General features: G+C 75.9%; 4 protein-coding genes. All 4 read left to right on the plus strand.

The window, feature by feature from the left end; translation table 11 throughout:
* On the plus strand, positions 1–1,074 hold a 1,074-nt coding region (locus AC51EU_RS15030; RefSeq protein ID WP_496267416.1), incomplete at its 5' end, for a helix-turn-helix transcriptional regulator.
* A complete protein-coding gene (locus tag AC51EU_RS15035; RefSeq protein WP_496267417.1) occupies positions 1,064–3,832 on the plus strand; it encodes an ATP-binding protein in 2,769 nt (922 codons plus the stop codon). The genes AC51EU_RS15030 and AC51EU_RS15035, both read left to right, overlap by 11 nt.
* A 424-nt stretch (positions 3,833–4,256) precedes the next feature.
* Positions 4,257–4,886: a LuxR C-terminal-related transcriptional regulator gene (locus AC51EU_RS15040; protein ID WP_496267418.1), complete on the plus strand. Its 630-nt coding sequence runs from the start codon at positions 4,257–4,259 to the stop codon at positions 4,884–4,886.
* 443 nt (positions 4,887–5,329) lie between these two features.
* Positions 5,330–18,640, plus strand: a 13,311-nt coding sequence (locus AC51EU_RS15045; protein WP_496267419.1) for a type I polyketide synthase, incomplete at its 3' end; no start/stop codon positions are given.

Below are 18,640 nucleotides of genomic sequence, written 5' to 3' on the forward strand. Positions count from 1 at the left end.
TCCACCGACGCCGCCGGTGAGGCCGAGGACCACCTCGCCGCCGTCGTCGCCGAAGTGCGGCGCCGCCGCCACTGCGCCCCCACCCTCGCCCGCGCCCTGGTCCTCTCCGCCGAACTGCACCTGCGCCGCGGCCGCCTGGACGCCGCCGAACGCGACGTGGCGGCCGCGGAACAGGCCCTGCCCGCCGACGCCTGGCACCCCCTGGCCGCCCCGCACCTGATGGCCGTACGGGCCGCCGTCGCCCTGGAGACCCACGGCAGCGACGAGGCCCGCGCCCGGTGCGAGGTCCCCACCCCGCCCGGCTCCGAGGACAGCGCCCACTGGTCCTCCCTCCTGTTCGCCCGCGGCCGTCTCGCCGCCGACGAGAAACGCTGGACCGAGGCCGTCGAACTGTTCAAGGAGAGCGGACGCTGGCTGCTGCGCAGACAGTGGGCCAACCCCATGGTGCTGCCGTGGCGCACCGAGGCCGCCCGTGCCTGCCTCGTCCTCGGCGACCAGGAGGAGGCCCGGCGCCTCGTCGACGAGGACCTCGTCCTCGCCCACCGCTGGGGCGCCCCCAGCGCACTGGGCCTGGCACACCTGTGCGCCCAGGCCCTCGACGACCAGGAACCCCTGCCCGGTCTCCGCGAATCCCCCCGCGCCCCCGACGAGTTCGCCGGCTGCCTCGGCTACGCCTGGGCCCTGGCCGAACGCGTCACCGAGGAGGCCGCCAAGGGGAACCGCGCCACCGCGGCCCGCCGCCTCACCGAACTGTCCCGACTCGCCGCCGCCCAGTCCTCCGGCCGCCTCGCCGCACGCGTACGGTGGCTGACGAACCGGCTGGAGGAGTCCGCCGGCCGCGACGGCGACGCCCTGCCCGGGGAATGGGCCGTCCTGTCGCCCGCCGAACGGCAGACCGCCGAACTCGCCCGCCGCGGCCTGGGCAACCGGGAGATCGCCGAACAGCTCTCGGTGAGCCGGCGCACCGTCGAGCTGCGTCTGAGCAGTACGTACAAGAAGCTGCGCATCACCTCACGCAAGGAACTCCGTGAGCGGAGCCGGCCGACGGAAAAGGACGCGACCGATGCTGTATGAGCGGGAATCCGAACTGGCCCGCGTCGACGCCGCGGTGCGCCGGGCACAGGCGGGCCGTTCCTCCGTCCTGCTGCTGGCCGGCCCCCTGGGCATCGGCCGGTCCACCCTCCTCCAGGAGGCCGGGGCACGCGGCACCGACGGCCCGCGGGTGTTACGGGCCAACGCCGCGCCCATGGAGCAGGACTTCGCCCTCGGCATCGTCCACCAGCTCCTCGGCCCCCTCCTGGACGGCGACCTCACCGCGCCCGGCGACCAGGCCGGCGCCGCCCCGGCCGGCCGTCTGCCCGCCCCCGGGGACGAGGACGCCCCCGCCTCCGAGGCCGTCCTGCACGACCTGTGGTCCCTGCTGGCCGAAGCCTGCGCCACCACCCCCGTCCTCCTCCTCGTCGACGACCTCCAGTGGGCCGACCTGCCCTCCCTGCGCTGGCTCGCCTACCTGGCCCGGCGCCCGCACGGGCTGCGCGTCGCGCTGGTGTGCACCCTGCGCGACGGCGAACCCCGCGCCGCGCACCCGCTCGTCCGCGACATCGCGGACGCCGCCGAGGTCCTGCGCCCCGCCCCCCTCTCACCCGACGGCACCCGCGCCCTGGTCCACGGCCACCTCGGCGAACCCGCCGACGACGACTTCGCCCGCGCCTGCCACGACGTCTGCGCCGGCAACCCCCTCTTCCTCCACTCCGTCCTGCGCGACCTCTCCCTCAGCGGCCACCGCCCCACCGCCGCGCACACCGCCCAGCTCCGCACCCGGCGCCCCACCCAGCTCCGCGACCGCCTCGCCGGCTGCTTCCACACCCAGCCCGGCCCCGTACGCGACCTGGCCGCCGCCATCGCCGCCTTCGGCGACCACGGCGAGGGCGACCTCATCCAGCGCCACGCGCGCCTGGACACCACCGGCTACCAGCAGGCCCTGCGCACCCTGCACCACCTCGGCCTGCTCGCCCCGCACGACACCCCGCGCTTCGTCCACCGCGTCGTGCGCGACGCCGTCGAATCCACCCTCACCGTCGCCGAACGCGAACGCTCCCGGGACACCGCGGCCGAACTCCTCCACCGGGCCGGCCGCCCCGCCGAACACGTCGCGGAACTGCTGATGACCGTCACCGTCCCGCACCGCCCCTGGGCCGTGGAGGTCCTGCGGACGGCGGCGGAGGCCGCGCTGCGCCGCGGCACGCCCGACACCGCCGCCCGCTATCTGCGGCGCGCCCTGCTGGAGAGCACCGCGGGCGACGGCGAACGCGCCCGCCTGCTGATCGAGCTGGCCAACGCCGAACGCGGCACCGACCTCGCCGCCTGCGAACGCCACATCAGCCAGGCCGTCCGCCTGCTGCCCTCCGCCACCGACCGCGCCGCCGCCGCCCTGCGCATCCCGCCCCACCTCCTCGGCGAGGCACCCCCGTCCGTGGTGGACCTGCTGCGCATGGTCTCCGAGGATCTCGACGCCGCGGGCCCGCACGAAGGCTGCGCCCGCGAGATCGCCGTACGCCTCGAAGCCCGCCTGTGGTACGCCGGGCACGAGAACCCCGCGGACCTCACCGGCGCGGTGGAACGCCTGCGCTCCCTGGGCACCCCGCCGCCCCTGGACACCGGCGGCGCCCGCGAACTGGCGGCCGTCCTGATCAACGCGGCGGTGCTCTCCGGCGCCGTACCGGCACCGGACGTCGCGGCCCTCGCCGAACGCATCCTGGAACGCGAGCCGGTGACCTCCGCGCGCGCCAGCACCGCGCTGCCCCTCCTCGCCGTGGCCCTCTACGCCGCCGACGCGGCGGAGGCCATCACCACCCGGCTCGCCGGCGACCGGCACTCCGAACGCCCGCACGCCGTGGTGCACGCCGAGAACGCCCTCTTCCAGCTCGCCTGCGGCCGGCCGGCCCTGGCCCGCGAACAGGCCGACCGGGCCGCCGAGATGGCCGACGCCCAATGGCGTCTGCCCACCGCCGCCGTCCAGGCCGCGGTGGCCATGGAGACCGGCGACGTCCAGCTGATCGAACGCCTCCTCGACGACGCCGGGGGATGCCGGCCCGACAGCCTCGCCCTGACGGCCATGCTGCAACTCCTCGAAGCCTCCCTCGACGCCCGCCGCGGCCGCGGCCCCATCGCCCTGCGCTCCCTGCTGGCCTGCGGCCGGCAGCTGGAGGCGGCCGGCTGGCGCAACTCCGCCGTCTTCCCCTGGCGGCCCCGCGCGATCGTCCTCCACCACCGCCTGGGCGAGTCCCGTCCGGCGCTGGCCCTGGCCGAGGAGGAACTGGACTGGGCCCGGCAGTGGGGCGCGCCCGCCGCCCTCGGACGCGCCCTGCGGCTGAAGGCCCTCCTGCCCGGCGGCGGGGGAGCGTCCGTGCTGCGCGGGGCCGCGCAGATCCTCCGCGGCTCCGCCAACCGCCTCGAACTGGCCCGTACGCTCCTCCAACTGGGCCGCGTCTCGAAGGACGCCAAGGAGGCGAAGGCGGCGCTGCGCGAGGCCGCCGACCTCGCCACCGCCTGCGGCGCCCCCTGGCTGACCGAACGCGCCTGCGCGGCCCTGGGAACCGCGGCGCCGGGCGCGGACGCCTCGCTCACCCTCAGCGAACGCAAGGTCGTCTCCCTGGTGGGCCGGGGTCTGACCAATCAGGAGATCGCCGGTGAACTCGGGGTGAGCACCCGTGCGGTGGAGAAGCACCTGACGTCCTGCTACCGCAAGTTGGGTGTCGTGGGCCGGCGCGAGCTGCTGGGGGGCCGGATCGGGGGCGGCGGGCGGTGCGCCGCACCGGGCACACCGTGGTGAATGCCCCCTGTCCTGCGCTTACCGGCGGTAAGTGGGACGGAGTGTTCGGGGGGACCGAAAGAGTGCGGCGGGACCGTACCGTGCGGGGCGGGGACCACAGGTTTAGCGGTACGGGGCCGGGTGGACGTTGACGCTGGTCCGGACCGCTCCCTAGCGTCGATCACGTGGAGAGGCGGGAATTCCCTCCCGGCCGCCACCGGCCACCGGATTCCCCGGCCCGCCTCATTTCCCGGTTTTCTCTTTCTCGCTCGATCTCTTTTGATTTCCGTCCCGGCGACGGGGGTTGGAAAGGATGTCGGTTCCCTTGAAGTCTTCTGCTCTGGTGAATCCTCCGCAGATACCGGCAGGCCGGGGCGCGGCCGGCCCAGTCGGCGCGGCGGGACGGGGGGAGGAGGGGCCGTCGTCCGGCCAACCCGGCGTGTGCATGGCCGTACTGGACCCGGCACTGACGATCCGCCAGGCCAACCAGGACTTCTTCCGCCACTTCGCGAGCCCCGCCGAGGACTTAGCGGACGTCCTCACCGCCTGCCCCTCCGAGTCCTCGACCACGGCACCGGACGTCTGCGGACGCAACTTCCGCGAACTGGTGCACCCCAGCGTGCGGCAGCCGCTCATGCGGCAGTTCGAGCGGCTGCTCAAGGGCCGCCGTGACCGGTTCGCCGCCGACGTGGTGGCGCTGCGGCCCACGGGCGACGCGTTCACCGGCAGCCTCACCGCCTCCGCCGTCAGCGGCTACACCCCCGACCCGGCCGCCGTCCTCGTCCTGATGTGGTCCGGCAAGGACACCGAGGACGACGGGGTGATGGCGCCGCGCAAGAAGCTCCTCAGCGAGATCGACGCGCGCATCCTGGAGGGCATCGCCGCCGGTCTGTCCACCATTCCGCTGGCCTCCCGCCTGTACCTCAGCAGACAGGGCGTCGAGTACCACGTCACCGGCCTGCTGCGGAAGCTGAAGGTCCCCAACCGCGCGGCGCTGGTCTCCCGCGCGTACGCGATGGGGGTCCTGACGGTGGGGACCTGGCCGCCCCGCGTCGTGGAGGACTTCATCAAGTAGCGCCTCCCGCACCGCCGTGGGGTCCGCGGCGCGGGCCTGCCCGGGACAGGGGCCGAAGAACACCGGACGCCGGGGGCGCCGTGGGACATCCACGGCGCCCCCGGCGTGTCATGCGTGCCGGATGTTTCGCGGTCGGGAACATCCCGGCTCCCGCGGCCGCGCACCCGGAGCACGCGGGGGAGAGGCGCGGTGGACTGGGCCGGAGACCACCGCGGGGACCGCCGGTGCGCCCCGCCCGGCCCCGGCAAGGCGTCCGCCGCACACGGATCTAGGGAATTCCATGGCCGGCCGCGTGGAGACTCGGCGGTGGCGTGCGGGAATTCGAGCTGCCTCGTGCCGGGCACGCAGACAAAACAGTCGCTGTGGAACACCCGTCCCCGGTGCCGGATGCCCACATCGAAATCCTCTGCTGTCCGCCGGTCTTGAGATGGGTTGGGTTGAACGTGGCGAACAACGACCAGGAACAGAAGCTCCGCGACTACCTGAAGCGGGCCAGTGCCGACCTGCGGCGCACCCGGCAGCGGGTGGGCGAACTGGAGGCCGCGTCCCGGGAGCCGATCGCGATCGTGGGCATGAGCTGCCGCTTCCCCGGAGGCGTGCGCAGCCCCGAGGAGCTCTGGTCCCTGCTCGCCGCTGACGGGGACGGCATCACCGCGTCCCCCACCGACCGCGGCTGGGAACTCGCCGCCGAGGACGCCGGGGAGTTCTCCGGCGGATTCCTCCACGACGCGGCCGAGTTCGACGCCTCCTTCTTCGGGATCTCGCCCCGTGAGGCGCTCGCCATGGACCCGCAGCAGCGGCTGCTGATGGAGTCCTCCTGGGAGGCGTTCGAGCGCGCCGGCATCGACCCGGCGGCGGTCCGCGGCAGCAGAACGGGCATGTTCGTCGGCGCGATGCCCCAGGAGTACCGGGTGGGCCCGGACGACGACGTCCAGGGCTTCGCCCTGACCGGCACCACCACCAGCATCATCTCCGGCCGCCTCGCCTACTTCTTCGGCACCGTGGGCCCCGCCGTCACCATCGACACCGCCTGCTCGTCCTCCCTGGTCGCCCTGCACCTGGCCGCCCACTCCCTGCGCCAGGGCGAGTGCTCCCTGGCGCTGGCCGCCGGCGTCACCGTGATGTCCAGCCCCACCACCTTCGTGGAGTTCAGCCGACAGGGCGGACTCTCCCCCGACGGGCGCTGCCGCTCCTTCGCCGACTCCGCCGACGGCACCGGCTGGTCCGAGGGCGTCGGCGTCCTCGTCCTGGAACGCCTCTCGGAGGCCCGCCGCAACGGCCACGAGATCCTCGCCGTCGTCCGCGGCTCCGCCGTCAACCAGGACGGCGCCTCCAACGGCCTGACCGCCCCCAACGGCCCCTCCCAGCAGCGCGTCATCGAGCAGGCGCTGGTCAGCGCCCGGCTCTCCGCCGACGAGATCGACGTCGTCGAGGCGCACGGCACCGGCACCACCCTCGGCGACCCCGTCGAGGCCCAGGCCCTCCTCGCCACCTACGGGCAGGGCCGCGACGACGACCAGCCGCTGCTGCTGGGCTCCGTGAAGTCCAACATCGGCCACACCCAGGCCGCGGCCGGCATGGCCGGTGTCATCAAGATGGTGCTGGCCCTGCGGCACGGCCTGCTCCCGCGCACCCTCCACGTGGACCGACCGTCCACCCACGTCGACTGGACGCAGGGCGCCGTGCGCCTGCTCACCGAGCAGACCCCGTGGCCCCGGGGCGCACAGCCGCGCCGGGCCGGCATCTCCTCGTTCGGACTCAGCGGCACCAACGCGCACACCATCCTGGAGGAGGCCCCGGCCCCCGAGGACGGCCAGGAGGACACCCCCGCCGAGCCACTGGCCGCGGGCGCCGTCCCCTGGCTCGTCTCCGGACGCACCCGCGAGGCCCTGCGCGCCCAGGCCGCCCGCCTGCTCGCCCACCTCACCGCCCACCCCGCCCTGACGCCCCTGGACGTGGCCCGCTCCCTGGCCACCTCCCGCGCCGGGCTGGAGCACCGCGCCGCGTTCACCGCCACCGACCTCGACGGGGCCCGCGCCGCCCTCACCGCCCTCGCCGACGGCACCCCCGCCCCCGGCCTGGTACAGGACACCGCGCGCAGCCGCTCCAAGCTCGCCGTCCTCTTCACCGGTCAGGGCTCCCAGCGGCCCGGCATGGGACGGGAACTGGCCGCCCGCTTCCCCGTCTTCGCCGCCGCCCTCGACGAGATCGCCACCCACCTCGACCCGGGCCTGCCGCGCCCTCTGAAGGACGTCCTGTCCGCCGCCGAGGGCACGCCCGAGGCCGCCCTCCTCGACCGGACCGGCTACGCCCAGCCCGCGCTGTTCGCCATCGAGGTCGCCCTGTACCGCCTCGCCGAGTCCTTCGGCATCACGCCCGACTTCGTCACCGGGCACTCCATCGGCGAGATCGCCGCGGCGCACGTCGCCGGGGTCTTCTCCGCCGCCGACGCGGCGGCCCTCGTCCTCGCCCGCGGCCGGCTGATGGAGGCGCTGCCCGAGGGCGGCGCCATGATCTCCCTCGAAGCCACCGAGGACGAGGTCCTGCCCCTCCTGGAGGGCCGCCACGACCGCGTGTCGATCGCCGCGGTCAACGGGCCCGCCGCCGTCGTGGTCGCGGGCCGCGACGAGGACGTCACCGCGGTCGCCGGGCACTTCGGCGCGCTGGGCCGCAGGACCAAGCGGTTGCGCGTCTCGCACGCGTTCCACTCCCCGCTCATGGAACCCATGCTGGAGGAGTTCCGCGCCGTCGTCGCCGGGCTCACCCCGCAGGCTCCCGTCATCCCCGTCGTCTCCGCCCTCACCGGCACCCTCGCCACGGTGGAGCAGCTGACCTCCCCCGACCACTGGGCCGACCACGCCCGCCACGCCGTACGGTTCGCCGACGCCCTCACCTGGCTCGACGGCCACGGCGCCGCCACCTACCTGGAACTGGGCCCCGACGGCGTCCTCACCGCCATGGCCCAGAACTGCCTCACCGCGGACGGCGACGCCGACGGCGTTCCCGCGACGCTCGCCGCACTGCGGGCGGGCCGCCCCGAGACCGAGACCTTCACCGCCGCGCTGGCGGGCCTGCACACCCGCGGGACGGCCGTCCGCTGGGAGCCCTACTTCGAGGGCACCGGCGCCCGCCGCGCCGACCTGCCCACCTACGCCTTCCAGCGCCGCCGCTACTGGCCCAGGAGCGTCCCCGCCACCGGCGGCGACATGCGCTCCGCCGGCCTGGGCGCCGCGCACCACCCGCTGCTGACCGCGGCCGTCTCCGTCGCCAACTCCGACGGCCTGCTGCTCACCGGCCGGCTCTCCCGGCGCACCCACCCCTGGCTCGCCGACCACGCCGTACACGGCACCGTGCTGCTGCCGGGCACCGCCTTCCTGGAACTGGCCGTGCGCGCCGGCGACGAGGCCGGCTGCGGCCGCGTCGAGGAACTCACCCTGGCCGCCCCGCTGGTGCTGCCCGAGGACGGCGGCGTCCAGGTACAGGTGTGGGTGGGCAGCCCCGACGAGTCGGGCCGCCGCGCCGTGAGCGTCCACTCCCGCCCCGACGGGCCGGAGGAACTCCCCTGGACCCAGCACGCCGCCGGCACCCTCGTCCCCGGCGAGCACCACACCCCCTTCGACGCCACCGTCTGGCCCCCCGCCGACGCCGAACCGCTGGACCTCGACGGCTTCTACGACCGCATGGCGGGCGCCGGCTTCGGCTACGGCCCCCTCTTCCAGGGCCTGCGCGCCGCCTGGCGCGGCGGCGACGACATCTACGCCGAGGTGACGCTGCCCCGGGCCGACGACACCGACACCGCGTCGTTCGGCATCCACCCCGCCCTACTGGACGCCGCGTTGCACGCCGCGGCCCTCGCCGACCTCGGCGACGACGCCCGCGGCGGCCTGCCCTTCTCCTGGCAGGACGTGACCCTCCACGCCAGTGGGGCGAGCACCGCCCGGGTGCGGCTGACCCCGGCCGGGGACGACGCGGTGGCGCTCGCCGTCGCCGACACCACCGGCGCCCCCGTCGCCTCCGTCGGCTCACTGGTCCTGCGCACCCTGCCCGGCGACCAGCTCGGCGCCGCCGACCCCCTCGTCCGCGACGCCCTGTTCGCACTCCGCTGGACCGCACCGCGCCAGGCCGGCCGGGCCGCACCCGCCTCCGCCGCCGTCCTCGGCCCGGACCTCTTCGGCCTGGAGCGGGCCCTCACCTCGTCGGACGTCACGGTGACGGCGCTGCCCGGCGACAGCGCCACGCCCGTCCCGGACGTTGTCCTCGCCCCCGTCGCCGGGGCGGACGGCGATGTCGTGGCCTCCGTGCACGCCCGCACCGCCGATGTCCTGGAGCGCCTGCGGACCTGGCTGGACGACGAGCGGTACGCCGACTCCCGGCTGGTCCTCGTCACCCGGGGCGCGGTCGCCACCGACGAGCGGCAGACGCCCGACCCGGTGGCCGCCGCCGTCTGGGGCCTCGTACGGGCCGCGCAGAGCGAACACCCCGGACGCCTCGCACTGCTGGACCTCGACCCCGGCACCGAGGAGGTCGCCGGCGGGCCGCTCGTACGGGCCCTGGCCCTGGACGAGCCGCAGACCGCCGTCCGCGGCACCACCGTGCTCACCGCCCGGCTCGCCCGCGCCCGCACCCGGCGGACCGGCACGGAGTGGGACCCCGAGGGCACCGTGCTCCTCACCGGCGCCACCGGCGGCCTCGGCCGCGTCCTGGCCCGCCACCTGGTCGCCGAACGCGGCGTACGGCACCTGCTGCTCACCAGCCGGCGCGGCGCCGACGCCGAGGGCGCCGATGACCTCGTCGCCGAACTCACCGCCCACGGCGCACGGGTCACCCTCACTGCCTGCGACCTCGCCGACCCCGACGCCGTGCCGCGGCTCCTGGCCGTCGTCCCCGCCGCGCACCCCCTCACCGCCGTCGTGCACAGCGCCGGCACCCTCGACGACGGCGTCCTCGCCTCGCTCACCCCCGAGCGGATCAGCGCCGTCCTGCGGCCCAAGGCCGACGCCGTCTGGCACCTCCACGAGGCCACCCGGGACCTGGACCTGGCCGCCTTCGTCGTCTTCTCCTCCCTCTCCGGCACCGTGGGCGCGGCGGGCCAGGGCAACTACGCCGCCGCCAACGCCTTCCTCGACGCGCTCGCCCACCTGCGCCGCGCCCAGGGCCTGCCCGGACTCTCCCTGGCCTGGGGCCCCTGGGAGCCCACCGGCGGCATGACCGGCGGCCTGACGGACGAGGACCTCGACCGCCTGGCCCGCATGGGCACCCCCGCGCTCACCGCCGACCAGGGCATCGCCCTCTTCGACGCGGCCACCGCCACCGACGCCGCCGTGCTGCTGCCGACCCGGCTCGACCTGTCCGTCCTGCGCCTCCAGGACGAGCTGCCGCCGCTGTGGCACGGCCTGGTCCGCGCCCCCGTCCGCCGCACCGTGGCCTTTGGCACGGAGGCCGCCGTCACCCTCGTCCAGCAGCTGGCCCGGCTGGCGGAGACCGACCGCCGTGAGGTCGTCCTCGACCTGGTGGCCGGTCAGGTCGCCGCCGTGCTCGGCCACTCCGGCACCGCCGAGATCGACCCCCGGCGCCCGCTGCGGGAACTGGGCTTCGACTCGCTCACCGCCGTCGAACTGCGCAACCGGCTCAGCGCCGCCACCGGCCTGCGCACCGCCGCCACGGTCGTCTTCGACCACCCGACCGTGGACGCCCTCGCCGCGCACCTCCTCGCCGGACTCATGGGCTCCGAGGCCGCCGCCGAGGCCACCGCCCCCCGTGCCGCCACCGACGAGGACCCCATCGTCATCGTCGGCATGAGCTGCCGCTACCCGGGCGGCGTCGCCTCGCCCGAGGACCTGTGGCGCCTGGTCAGCGAGGGCACCGATGCCATCTCCGGCCTGCCCACCGACCGTGGCTGGGACCTGGAGGCGCTCTACGACCCGGACCCCGACCGCACCGGCACCTCCTACTCCCGCTTCGGCGGATTCCTGCACACCGCCCCCGACTTCGACCCCGCCTTCTTCGGCATGAGCCCCCGCGAGGCGCTGGCCACCGACACCCAGCAGCGGCTGCTCCTCGAAGCGTCCTGGGAGGCCGTCGAGCGCGCCGGCATCGACCCGGTGTCCCTGCGCGGCAGCCGGACCGGCGTGTTCGCGGGCGTGATGTACAACGACTACGCCAGCGTGCTCTCCGGCGGGCAGTACGAGGGCCACCAGGGCAGCGGCACCGCCCCCAGCGTCGCCTCCGGGCGCGTCTCCTACACCCTCGGCCTCGAAGGCCCCGCCGTCACCGTCGACACCGCCTGCTCGTCCTCGCTGGTCGCCATGCACTGGGCGATGCAGGCCCTGCGCGCGGGGGAGTGCTCCCTCGCCCTGGCCGGCGGTGTCACCGTCATGTCGACGCCCGGCGCCCTCATCGAGTTCTCCCGGCAGCGCGGCCTGTCCCCGGACGGCCGCTGCAAGGCGTTCTCCGACGGCGCCGACGGCGTCGGCTGGTCCGAGGGCGTCGGCGTCCTCGTCCTGGAACGCCTCTCCGACGCCCGGCGCAACGGCCACCGCGTCCTGGCCGTCGTCCGCGGCTCCGCCGTCAACCAGGACGGCGCCTCCAACGGCCTGACCGCCCCCAACGGCCCCGCCCAGCAGCGCGTCATCCGCCAGGCCCTGGCCGCCGCCGACCTGACCACCACGGACATCGACGCGGTCGAGGGCCACGGCACCGGCACCACCCTCGGCGACCCCATCGAGGCCCAGGCCCTCCTCGCCACCTACGGACAGGGCCGCGACGACGACCAGCCGCTGCTGCTGGGCTCCGTCAAGTCCAACATTGGCCACACCCAGGCCGCCGCCGGCGTCGCCGGCGTCATCAAGATGGTCATGGCCCTGCGCCACGGCGTCCTGCCCCGCACCCTGCACGCCGACGCGCCGTCCTCGCACGTGGAGTGGGACTCCGGGGCGGTCCGCCTGCTCACCGAGGAGACCCCCTGGCCGCGGGCCGGACGGCCGCGCCGCGCCGCCGTCTCCTCCTTCGGCTTCAGCGGGACGAACGCGCACCTCATCGTCGAGGAACCGCCGGCCGCCACCGAGCAGCGCGAGGAGCCGGCGCTCACCCCGGCCGTCGTGCCCTGGACCCTGTCCGGCAAGAGCCGCGCCGCGCTGCGCGACCAGGCCGCCCGCCTGCGGTCCTACCTCGACGCGCACCCCGGCCTCGAACCGGCCGACGTCGCGCTCTCCCTCGCCACCACCCGCACCGCCTTCGACCAGCGCGCCGTCGTCACCGGCGACCGCGACGAACTGCCCCGCGCCCTCGCCAACCTGGCCGCCGACCGCCCCGACCCCGCCCTCACCGAGGGCGAGACCGGCGGCGCCGGCAAGCTGGCCGTGGTGTTCTCCGGACAGGGCAGCCAGCGCCCCGGCGCCGGACGCGAACTCGCCGCCCGCTTCCCCGCGTTCGCCCAGGCCCTCGACGAGGTGGCCGCCGCCCTCGACCCGCACCTCGACCGCCCCCTCAAGGACGTCCTGTTCGCCCCGGAGGGCAGCGACGAGGCGGCGCTGCTGGACCGCACCGAGTGGACCCAGCCCGCGCTGTTCGCCGTCGGCGTCGCCCTCCACCGGCTGCTGCGCAGCTGGGGCATCCGCCCCGACCTGCTGATGGGCCACTCCATCGGCGAGATCACCGCCGCGCATCTCGCGGGCGTCCTCACGCTGCCGGACGCGGCCCGCCTGGTGATCGCACGCGGACGGGTGATGCAGGCGCTGCCCGCCGGCGGCGCGATGATCTCCGTCCAGGCGAGCGAGGAGGAGACCGCGCCGCTGCTCGCCGGGCGCGAGCACGAGGTCTCCCTCGCCGCCGTCAACGGCCCCCGCAGCGTCGTGGTCGCCGGGGAAGCGGCCGCCGCCGAGGAGATCGCCGCCCACTTCGCCGCCCAGGGCCGCAAGACCAAGCGCCTGAAGGTCAGCCACGCCTTCCACTCGCCGCTCATGGAGCCCGCGCTCGACGGGCTGCGCGAGGTCGCCGCCCAACTCACCTACCACGCGCCGGACGTGACCGTCATCTCCGGCCTGACCGGACGGCCCGCCACCGACGAGGAACTGCGCTCCGCCGACTACTGGGTCGCGCACGCCCGCGGCGCCGTCCGCTTCGCCGACACCCTGCACGCCGCGCGCGACCTCGGCGCCGGCACCTTCCTCGAACTCGGCCCCGACAGCGTGCTGTCGGCCGCCGCCCAGGAAGCCCTCGGCGACACGGCGGACGCGCACATCGTCCCGCTGCTGCGCGCCGGGCGCGGCGAGGAGCGCTGCGCGGCCACCGCACTGGCCCGCCTCCACGTCCGCGGCACCGCCGTGGACTGGCCCGCCTACCTCGCCGGCACCGGGGCGCGCACGGTCGAACTGCCCACCTACGCCTTCCAGCACGAGCGCTACTGGCCCGAGCCCGCCCCGGCCCGCCCCGCGCAGGGCGCGCCCGACCCGGCGGACGCCGAACTGTGGGGCGCCGTCGAACGCGGCGACACCACGGAACTGGCCGCCCTCCTGGGGCTGCGCGACGAGCAGCACGCCTCCCTGTACGCGCTGCTGCCCGCACTGTCGTCCTGGCGCCAGCACCGGCAGGAGAAGGCGCTGCTGGACTCCGCCCGCTACCGCGTCGCCTGGCGCCCCGTACGGGCGGCCGCCGCGCCCGTCCTCGACGGCACCTGGCTGCTCGTCACCACCGACGGCACCGGCTCCGACGAGATCCTTGACGCGCTGCGCGGCCACGGCGCCCAGTTCGAGACCCTCGTCCTGGACGACACCTGCCGCGACCGCGCCGTACTCGCCGCCCGGCTCGACGCCCTCCGCAGCGAGGACCGCGCCTTCTCCGGCGTCCTGTCCCTGCTCCCGCTCGCCGACCGGCCCGGCCACCGCCCCGGCGCCGGACCGACGGCCGGGCTCGCGCTCACCCTCGTCCTCGTCCAGGCGCTCACCGACACCCCGCTCGACGCGCCGCTGTGGACCCTGACCCGGGGCGCGGTCACCACCGGGCCCGACGACCCGGTCACCAACCCCCTCCAGGCGGCGGTCTGGGGCCTGGGCCGCGTCGCCGCGCTGGAGCACCCGCAGCTGTGGAGCGGCCTGATCGACCTGCCGGCCGTGCTCGACGCCCCCGCCGGCCAGCACCTCGTCAGCGCGCTGGCCGCACAGGGCGGCGAGGACCAGATCGCCGTCCGCGCCACCGGCGCCCTCGGCCGCCGCCTGGTCCGCCACCCGCGGGCCGAACTGCCCCCGGCCGACGCCTTCACCGCACACGGCACCGTCCTGGTCACCGGCGGCACCGGCGCCCTCGGCGCCGAGACGGCCCGCTGGCTCGCCCGCAGCGGCGCCGACCACCTCCTCCTCACCAGCCGCCGCGGCCCCGACGCCCCCGGCGCCACCGAACTCGCGGCCGAACTTGAGGAGTTGGGGGCGAAGGTCACCGTCGCCGCCTGCGACACCTCCGACCGCGACGCGCTCGCCGCCCTCCTGACCTCCGTCCCCCCGCGGCACCCGCTGACCGGTGTGGTGCACGCGGCGGGCGTCGGCCAGAACGCCGCCCTCGCCGACACCCCCCTGGACGCCGCCGCCGACGCGATGGCCGCCAAGATGCTCGGCGCCGCCCACCTCGACGCCCTCCTCGACGGCTGTGACCTCGACTTCTTCGTCCTCGTCTCCTCGATCGCCGGAGTGTGGGGCAGTGCCGGGCAGAGCGCCTACGGCGCCGCCAACGCCTACCTCGACGCCCTCGCCGAGCATCGGCGCGCCCGCGGCCTCGCCGCGACCTCGGTTGCCTGGGGCCCCTGGGCCGAGGCCGGCATGGCCACCCACGAGGCCGTCACCGAGGAACTGCACAAGCGCGGGCTGCGCTTCCTCGCCCCCACAAGCGCCCTTGCCGAACTGCGGCGCGCCGTCGTCCAGAAGGACGTCACCGTCACGGTCGCCGACGTCGACTGGGAGCGCTACCACCCCGTCTTCACCTCCGCCCGCCCCAGCGCCCTCTTCGACGACCTGGCCGAGGTCCAGGCCCTGGACCGCGCCGAGGACACCGGCGCCGCACCGGAGTTCGCCGCCCGGCTGCGCGGCCTGGACCAGGACGAGCAGGAGCGGCTGCTGAGCGACCTGGTGCGCGCCGAGGCCGCCGTCGCCCTGGGCCACGACTCCGCGGACGCGATCGCGGAGCGGCGCGCCTTCCGCGACGCCGGCTTCGACTCGCTGACCGCCGTGGAACTGCGCAAGCGGCTCGCCGCCCTCACCGGCCTCGCCCTGCCCGCCACCCTCGTCTTCGACCACCCGACCCCCGCCGTCCTCGCCCGCCACCTGCGCGAGGAACTGCTGGGCACCGGCGCCGCACCGGCCGCCCCCGTCGCCGCGGCCACGGGCGGCTTCGACGAGCCCATCGCCATCATCGGCATGAGCTGCCGCTACCCCGGCGGCGTCCGCTCCCCGCAGCAGTTCTGGGAGCTGGTCTCCGACGGCGTCGACGCGATCAGCGACTTCCCCGTCAACCGCGGCTGGGACACCGGCCTGTACCACCCCGACCCGGACAACCCCGGCACCACCTACTCCAGCCAGGGCGGCTTCCTGCACGACGCGGGCGAGTTCGACGCCTCCTTCTTCGGCATCTCGCCGCGCGAGGCCCTGTCGATGGACCCCCAGCAGCGGCTGCTGCTGGAGACCACCTGGGAGGCGTTCGAGTACGCGGGCATCGACCCCGCCACCGTCCACGGCAGCGCCACCGGCACCTTCATCGGCTCCACCTACCAGGAGTACGGACTCGGCGTCGAGGACGGCTCCGCCGGCCACCTGGTGACCGGCACCAGCCCCAGCGTCCTCTCCGGCCGCCTCGCCTACCTCTTCGGCCTCGAAGGCCCCGCCGTCACCGTCGACACCGCCTGCTCCTCCTCGCTCGTCGCCCTGCACCTGGCCTGCCAGTCGCTGCGCAACGGCGAGAGCTCCCTGGCGCTCGCGGGCGGCGCGACCGTCATGACCCACCCCAACCCGTTCGTCGCCTTCAGCCGGCAGCGGGCCCTGGCCCAGGACGGCCGCTGCAAGGCGTTCTCCGACGGCGCCGACGGCATGACCCTCGCCGAGGGCGTCGGCGTCCTCGTCCTCGAACGCCTCTCCGACGCCCAGCGCAACGGGCACGACATCCTCGCCGTCGTCCGCGGCTCGGCCATCAACCAGGACGGCGCCTCCAACGGCCTGTCCGCCCCCAACGGCCCCGCCCAGCAGCGCGTCATCCGCCAGGCCCTGGCCAACTCCGGCCTCACCCCCGACGACATCGACGCCGTCGAGGCCCACGGCACCGGCACCGCCCTCGGCGACCCCATCGAGGCGCAGGCCCTCCTCGCCACCTACGGACCCGGCCGCGACCCCGGGCGGCCGCTGCGGCTCGGCTCCGTCAAGACCAATATCGGGCACACCCAGTCCGCGGCCGGCGTCGCCGGCGTCATCAAGATGGTCCTGGCCCTGCGCCACGGGCAGCTGCCGCGCACCCTGCACGCCGGCACCCCGTCCCGCCACATCGACTGGACCCCTGGCACCCTCGCCCTGCTGCACGAGTCCGCCGACTGGTCCGAGGGCGACCGGACCCGCCGCTGCGCCGTCTCCTCCTTCGGCATCAGCGGCACCAACGCCCACACCATCCTCGAAGAGGCACCCAGCCCCCACGAGACGGCCCCCGCACAGCCGGTGCCCCCGGCCGGCGACGCCGTCCCCTGGGTGCTGTCCGCCCGGACCCCCGGCGCACTGCGCGCCCAGGCCGCCCGGCTCGCCGCCCACCTCGACGGCGGGCAGGCCCCCGGCGCCCTCGACATCGCCCACACCCTGGTGACCACCCGCACCCTCTTCGAGCACCGCGCCGTCGTCGTCGCCACCGACGACGACACCCGGCGCGCCGCCCTCGACGCCCTCGCCGCCGGCGGCTCCGCGCCCGGCGTCGTCCAGGGCACCGCCGACACCGAGGGGAAGACCGTCTTCGTCTTCCCCGGCCAGGGCTCCCAGTGGGCCGGCATGGGCGCCCGGCTCCTCGACGAGTCCCCGGTCTTCGCCGAGCGTCTGGCCGAATGCGCCACCGCCCTCTCCCCGTTCGTCGACTGGTCCCTGACCGACGTCCTCCGCCAGGCCGACGGCGCGCCGACCCTGGACCGCGTCGACGTCGTCCAGCCCGCCTCCTTCGCCGTCATGGTCTCCCTGGCCGCGCTGTGGGCCTCCCACGGCATCACCCCCGACGCCGTCGTCGGCCACTCCCAGGGCGAGATCGCCGCGGCCGCCGTCTCCGGGGCCCTCACCCTGGAGGACGCCGCCCGCGTCGCCGCCCTGCGCAGCCAGGCCATCGCCCGGGTGCTCGCCGGAGCCGGCGGCATGATGTCCGTGCCGCTGCCCGCCGCCGACGTCGCACAGCGCCTCACCGCCTACGAGGACCTGTCGGTCGCCGCCGTCAACGGCCCCCGCTCCACCGTCGTCTCCGGCGCCGTCGCACCGCTGGAGGCCCTCCACGCCGAGCTGACCGGCCAGGACGTCCGCGCCAAGCGCATCGCCGTGGACTACGCCTCGCACTCCGCGCAGGTCGAGCGGATCGAGGACGAACTGCGCACCGCCCTCGCCCCCGTGCGCCCCCGCACGGCGCGGGTACCGTTCTTCTCCACCGTTACCGGCGACTGGCTGGACACCACCGCCATGGACGCCGGCTACTGGTACACCAACCTGCGGCGGACCGTCCGCTTCCAGCCCGCCATCGGCGACCTCCTCGCCCAGGGCCACCGCTTCTTCGTCGAGGTCAGCTCCCACCCCGTCCTCGCCATGGGCATCCAGGCGACCGCCGAGGAGAACGGCACCACGGCCGCGGTCCTCGGCACGCTCCGGCGCGACACCGGTGGCACCGACCGCTTCCTGACCTCCCTCGCCGAAGCCTTCGTACGGGGCGCGGACGCCGACTGGACCACGGTCCTCGCCGGCACCGGCGCCCGCCGTGTACCGCTGCCCACCTACGCCTTCCAGCGCGAGCACCTGTGGGCGGTCCCCGACCGGCCGCGGGCGGGGGCCGGGGCCGACCCCGCGGACGCCGAGTTCTGGACGGCGGTCGAGGAGGAGGACGTCGACGCCCTCGCCTCCCGCCTGCGCCTGGACAGCGCCGCCCTGGCCCCCGTCCTCCCCGCCCTGACGCACTGGCGCAGGCACCGCCGCGACCTGTCCACCGTGGACTCCTGGCGCTACCGCGCCACCTGGAAGCCGCTGACCGGCCTGCCCGCCGCGACGCTGACCGGCACCTGGCTCGTCGTCACCCCCGAAGGCACCGACGCCGACACCGTCACCGGCATCCTCGCCGCCCACGGAGCGCAGCCGCGCGTCCTCGTCCTCGACGACACCTGCGCCGACCGCGCCACCCTCGCCGCCCGCCTGGCCGGCCTCGGCGACACCGGCGACCTCACGGGAGTGGTGTCCCTGCTGGCCGCCGCCGAGGGACACAGCCCGACGCACCCGGCGCTCACCCGCGGGCTCGCCCTGACCCTCGCCCTCGTCCAGGCACTCGGCGACACCGGCATCGACGCGCCCCTGTGGTGCCTGACCCAGGGCGCCGTCTCCACCGGCCGCGCCGACCGGCCGACCCACCCCGAGCAGGCCCAGATCCTCGGCCTCGGCTGGACCGCGGCCCTCGAACACCCCCAGCGCTGGGGCGGCCTCGTCGACCTGCCCGAACGGCTCGACCAGCGCGCCGGCGAACGCCTCGCCGCCGTCCTCGCCGGCCGCGGCGGCGAGGACCAG

It is taken from the genome of Candidatus Streptomyces philanthi (assembly GCF_059553635.1).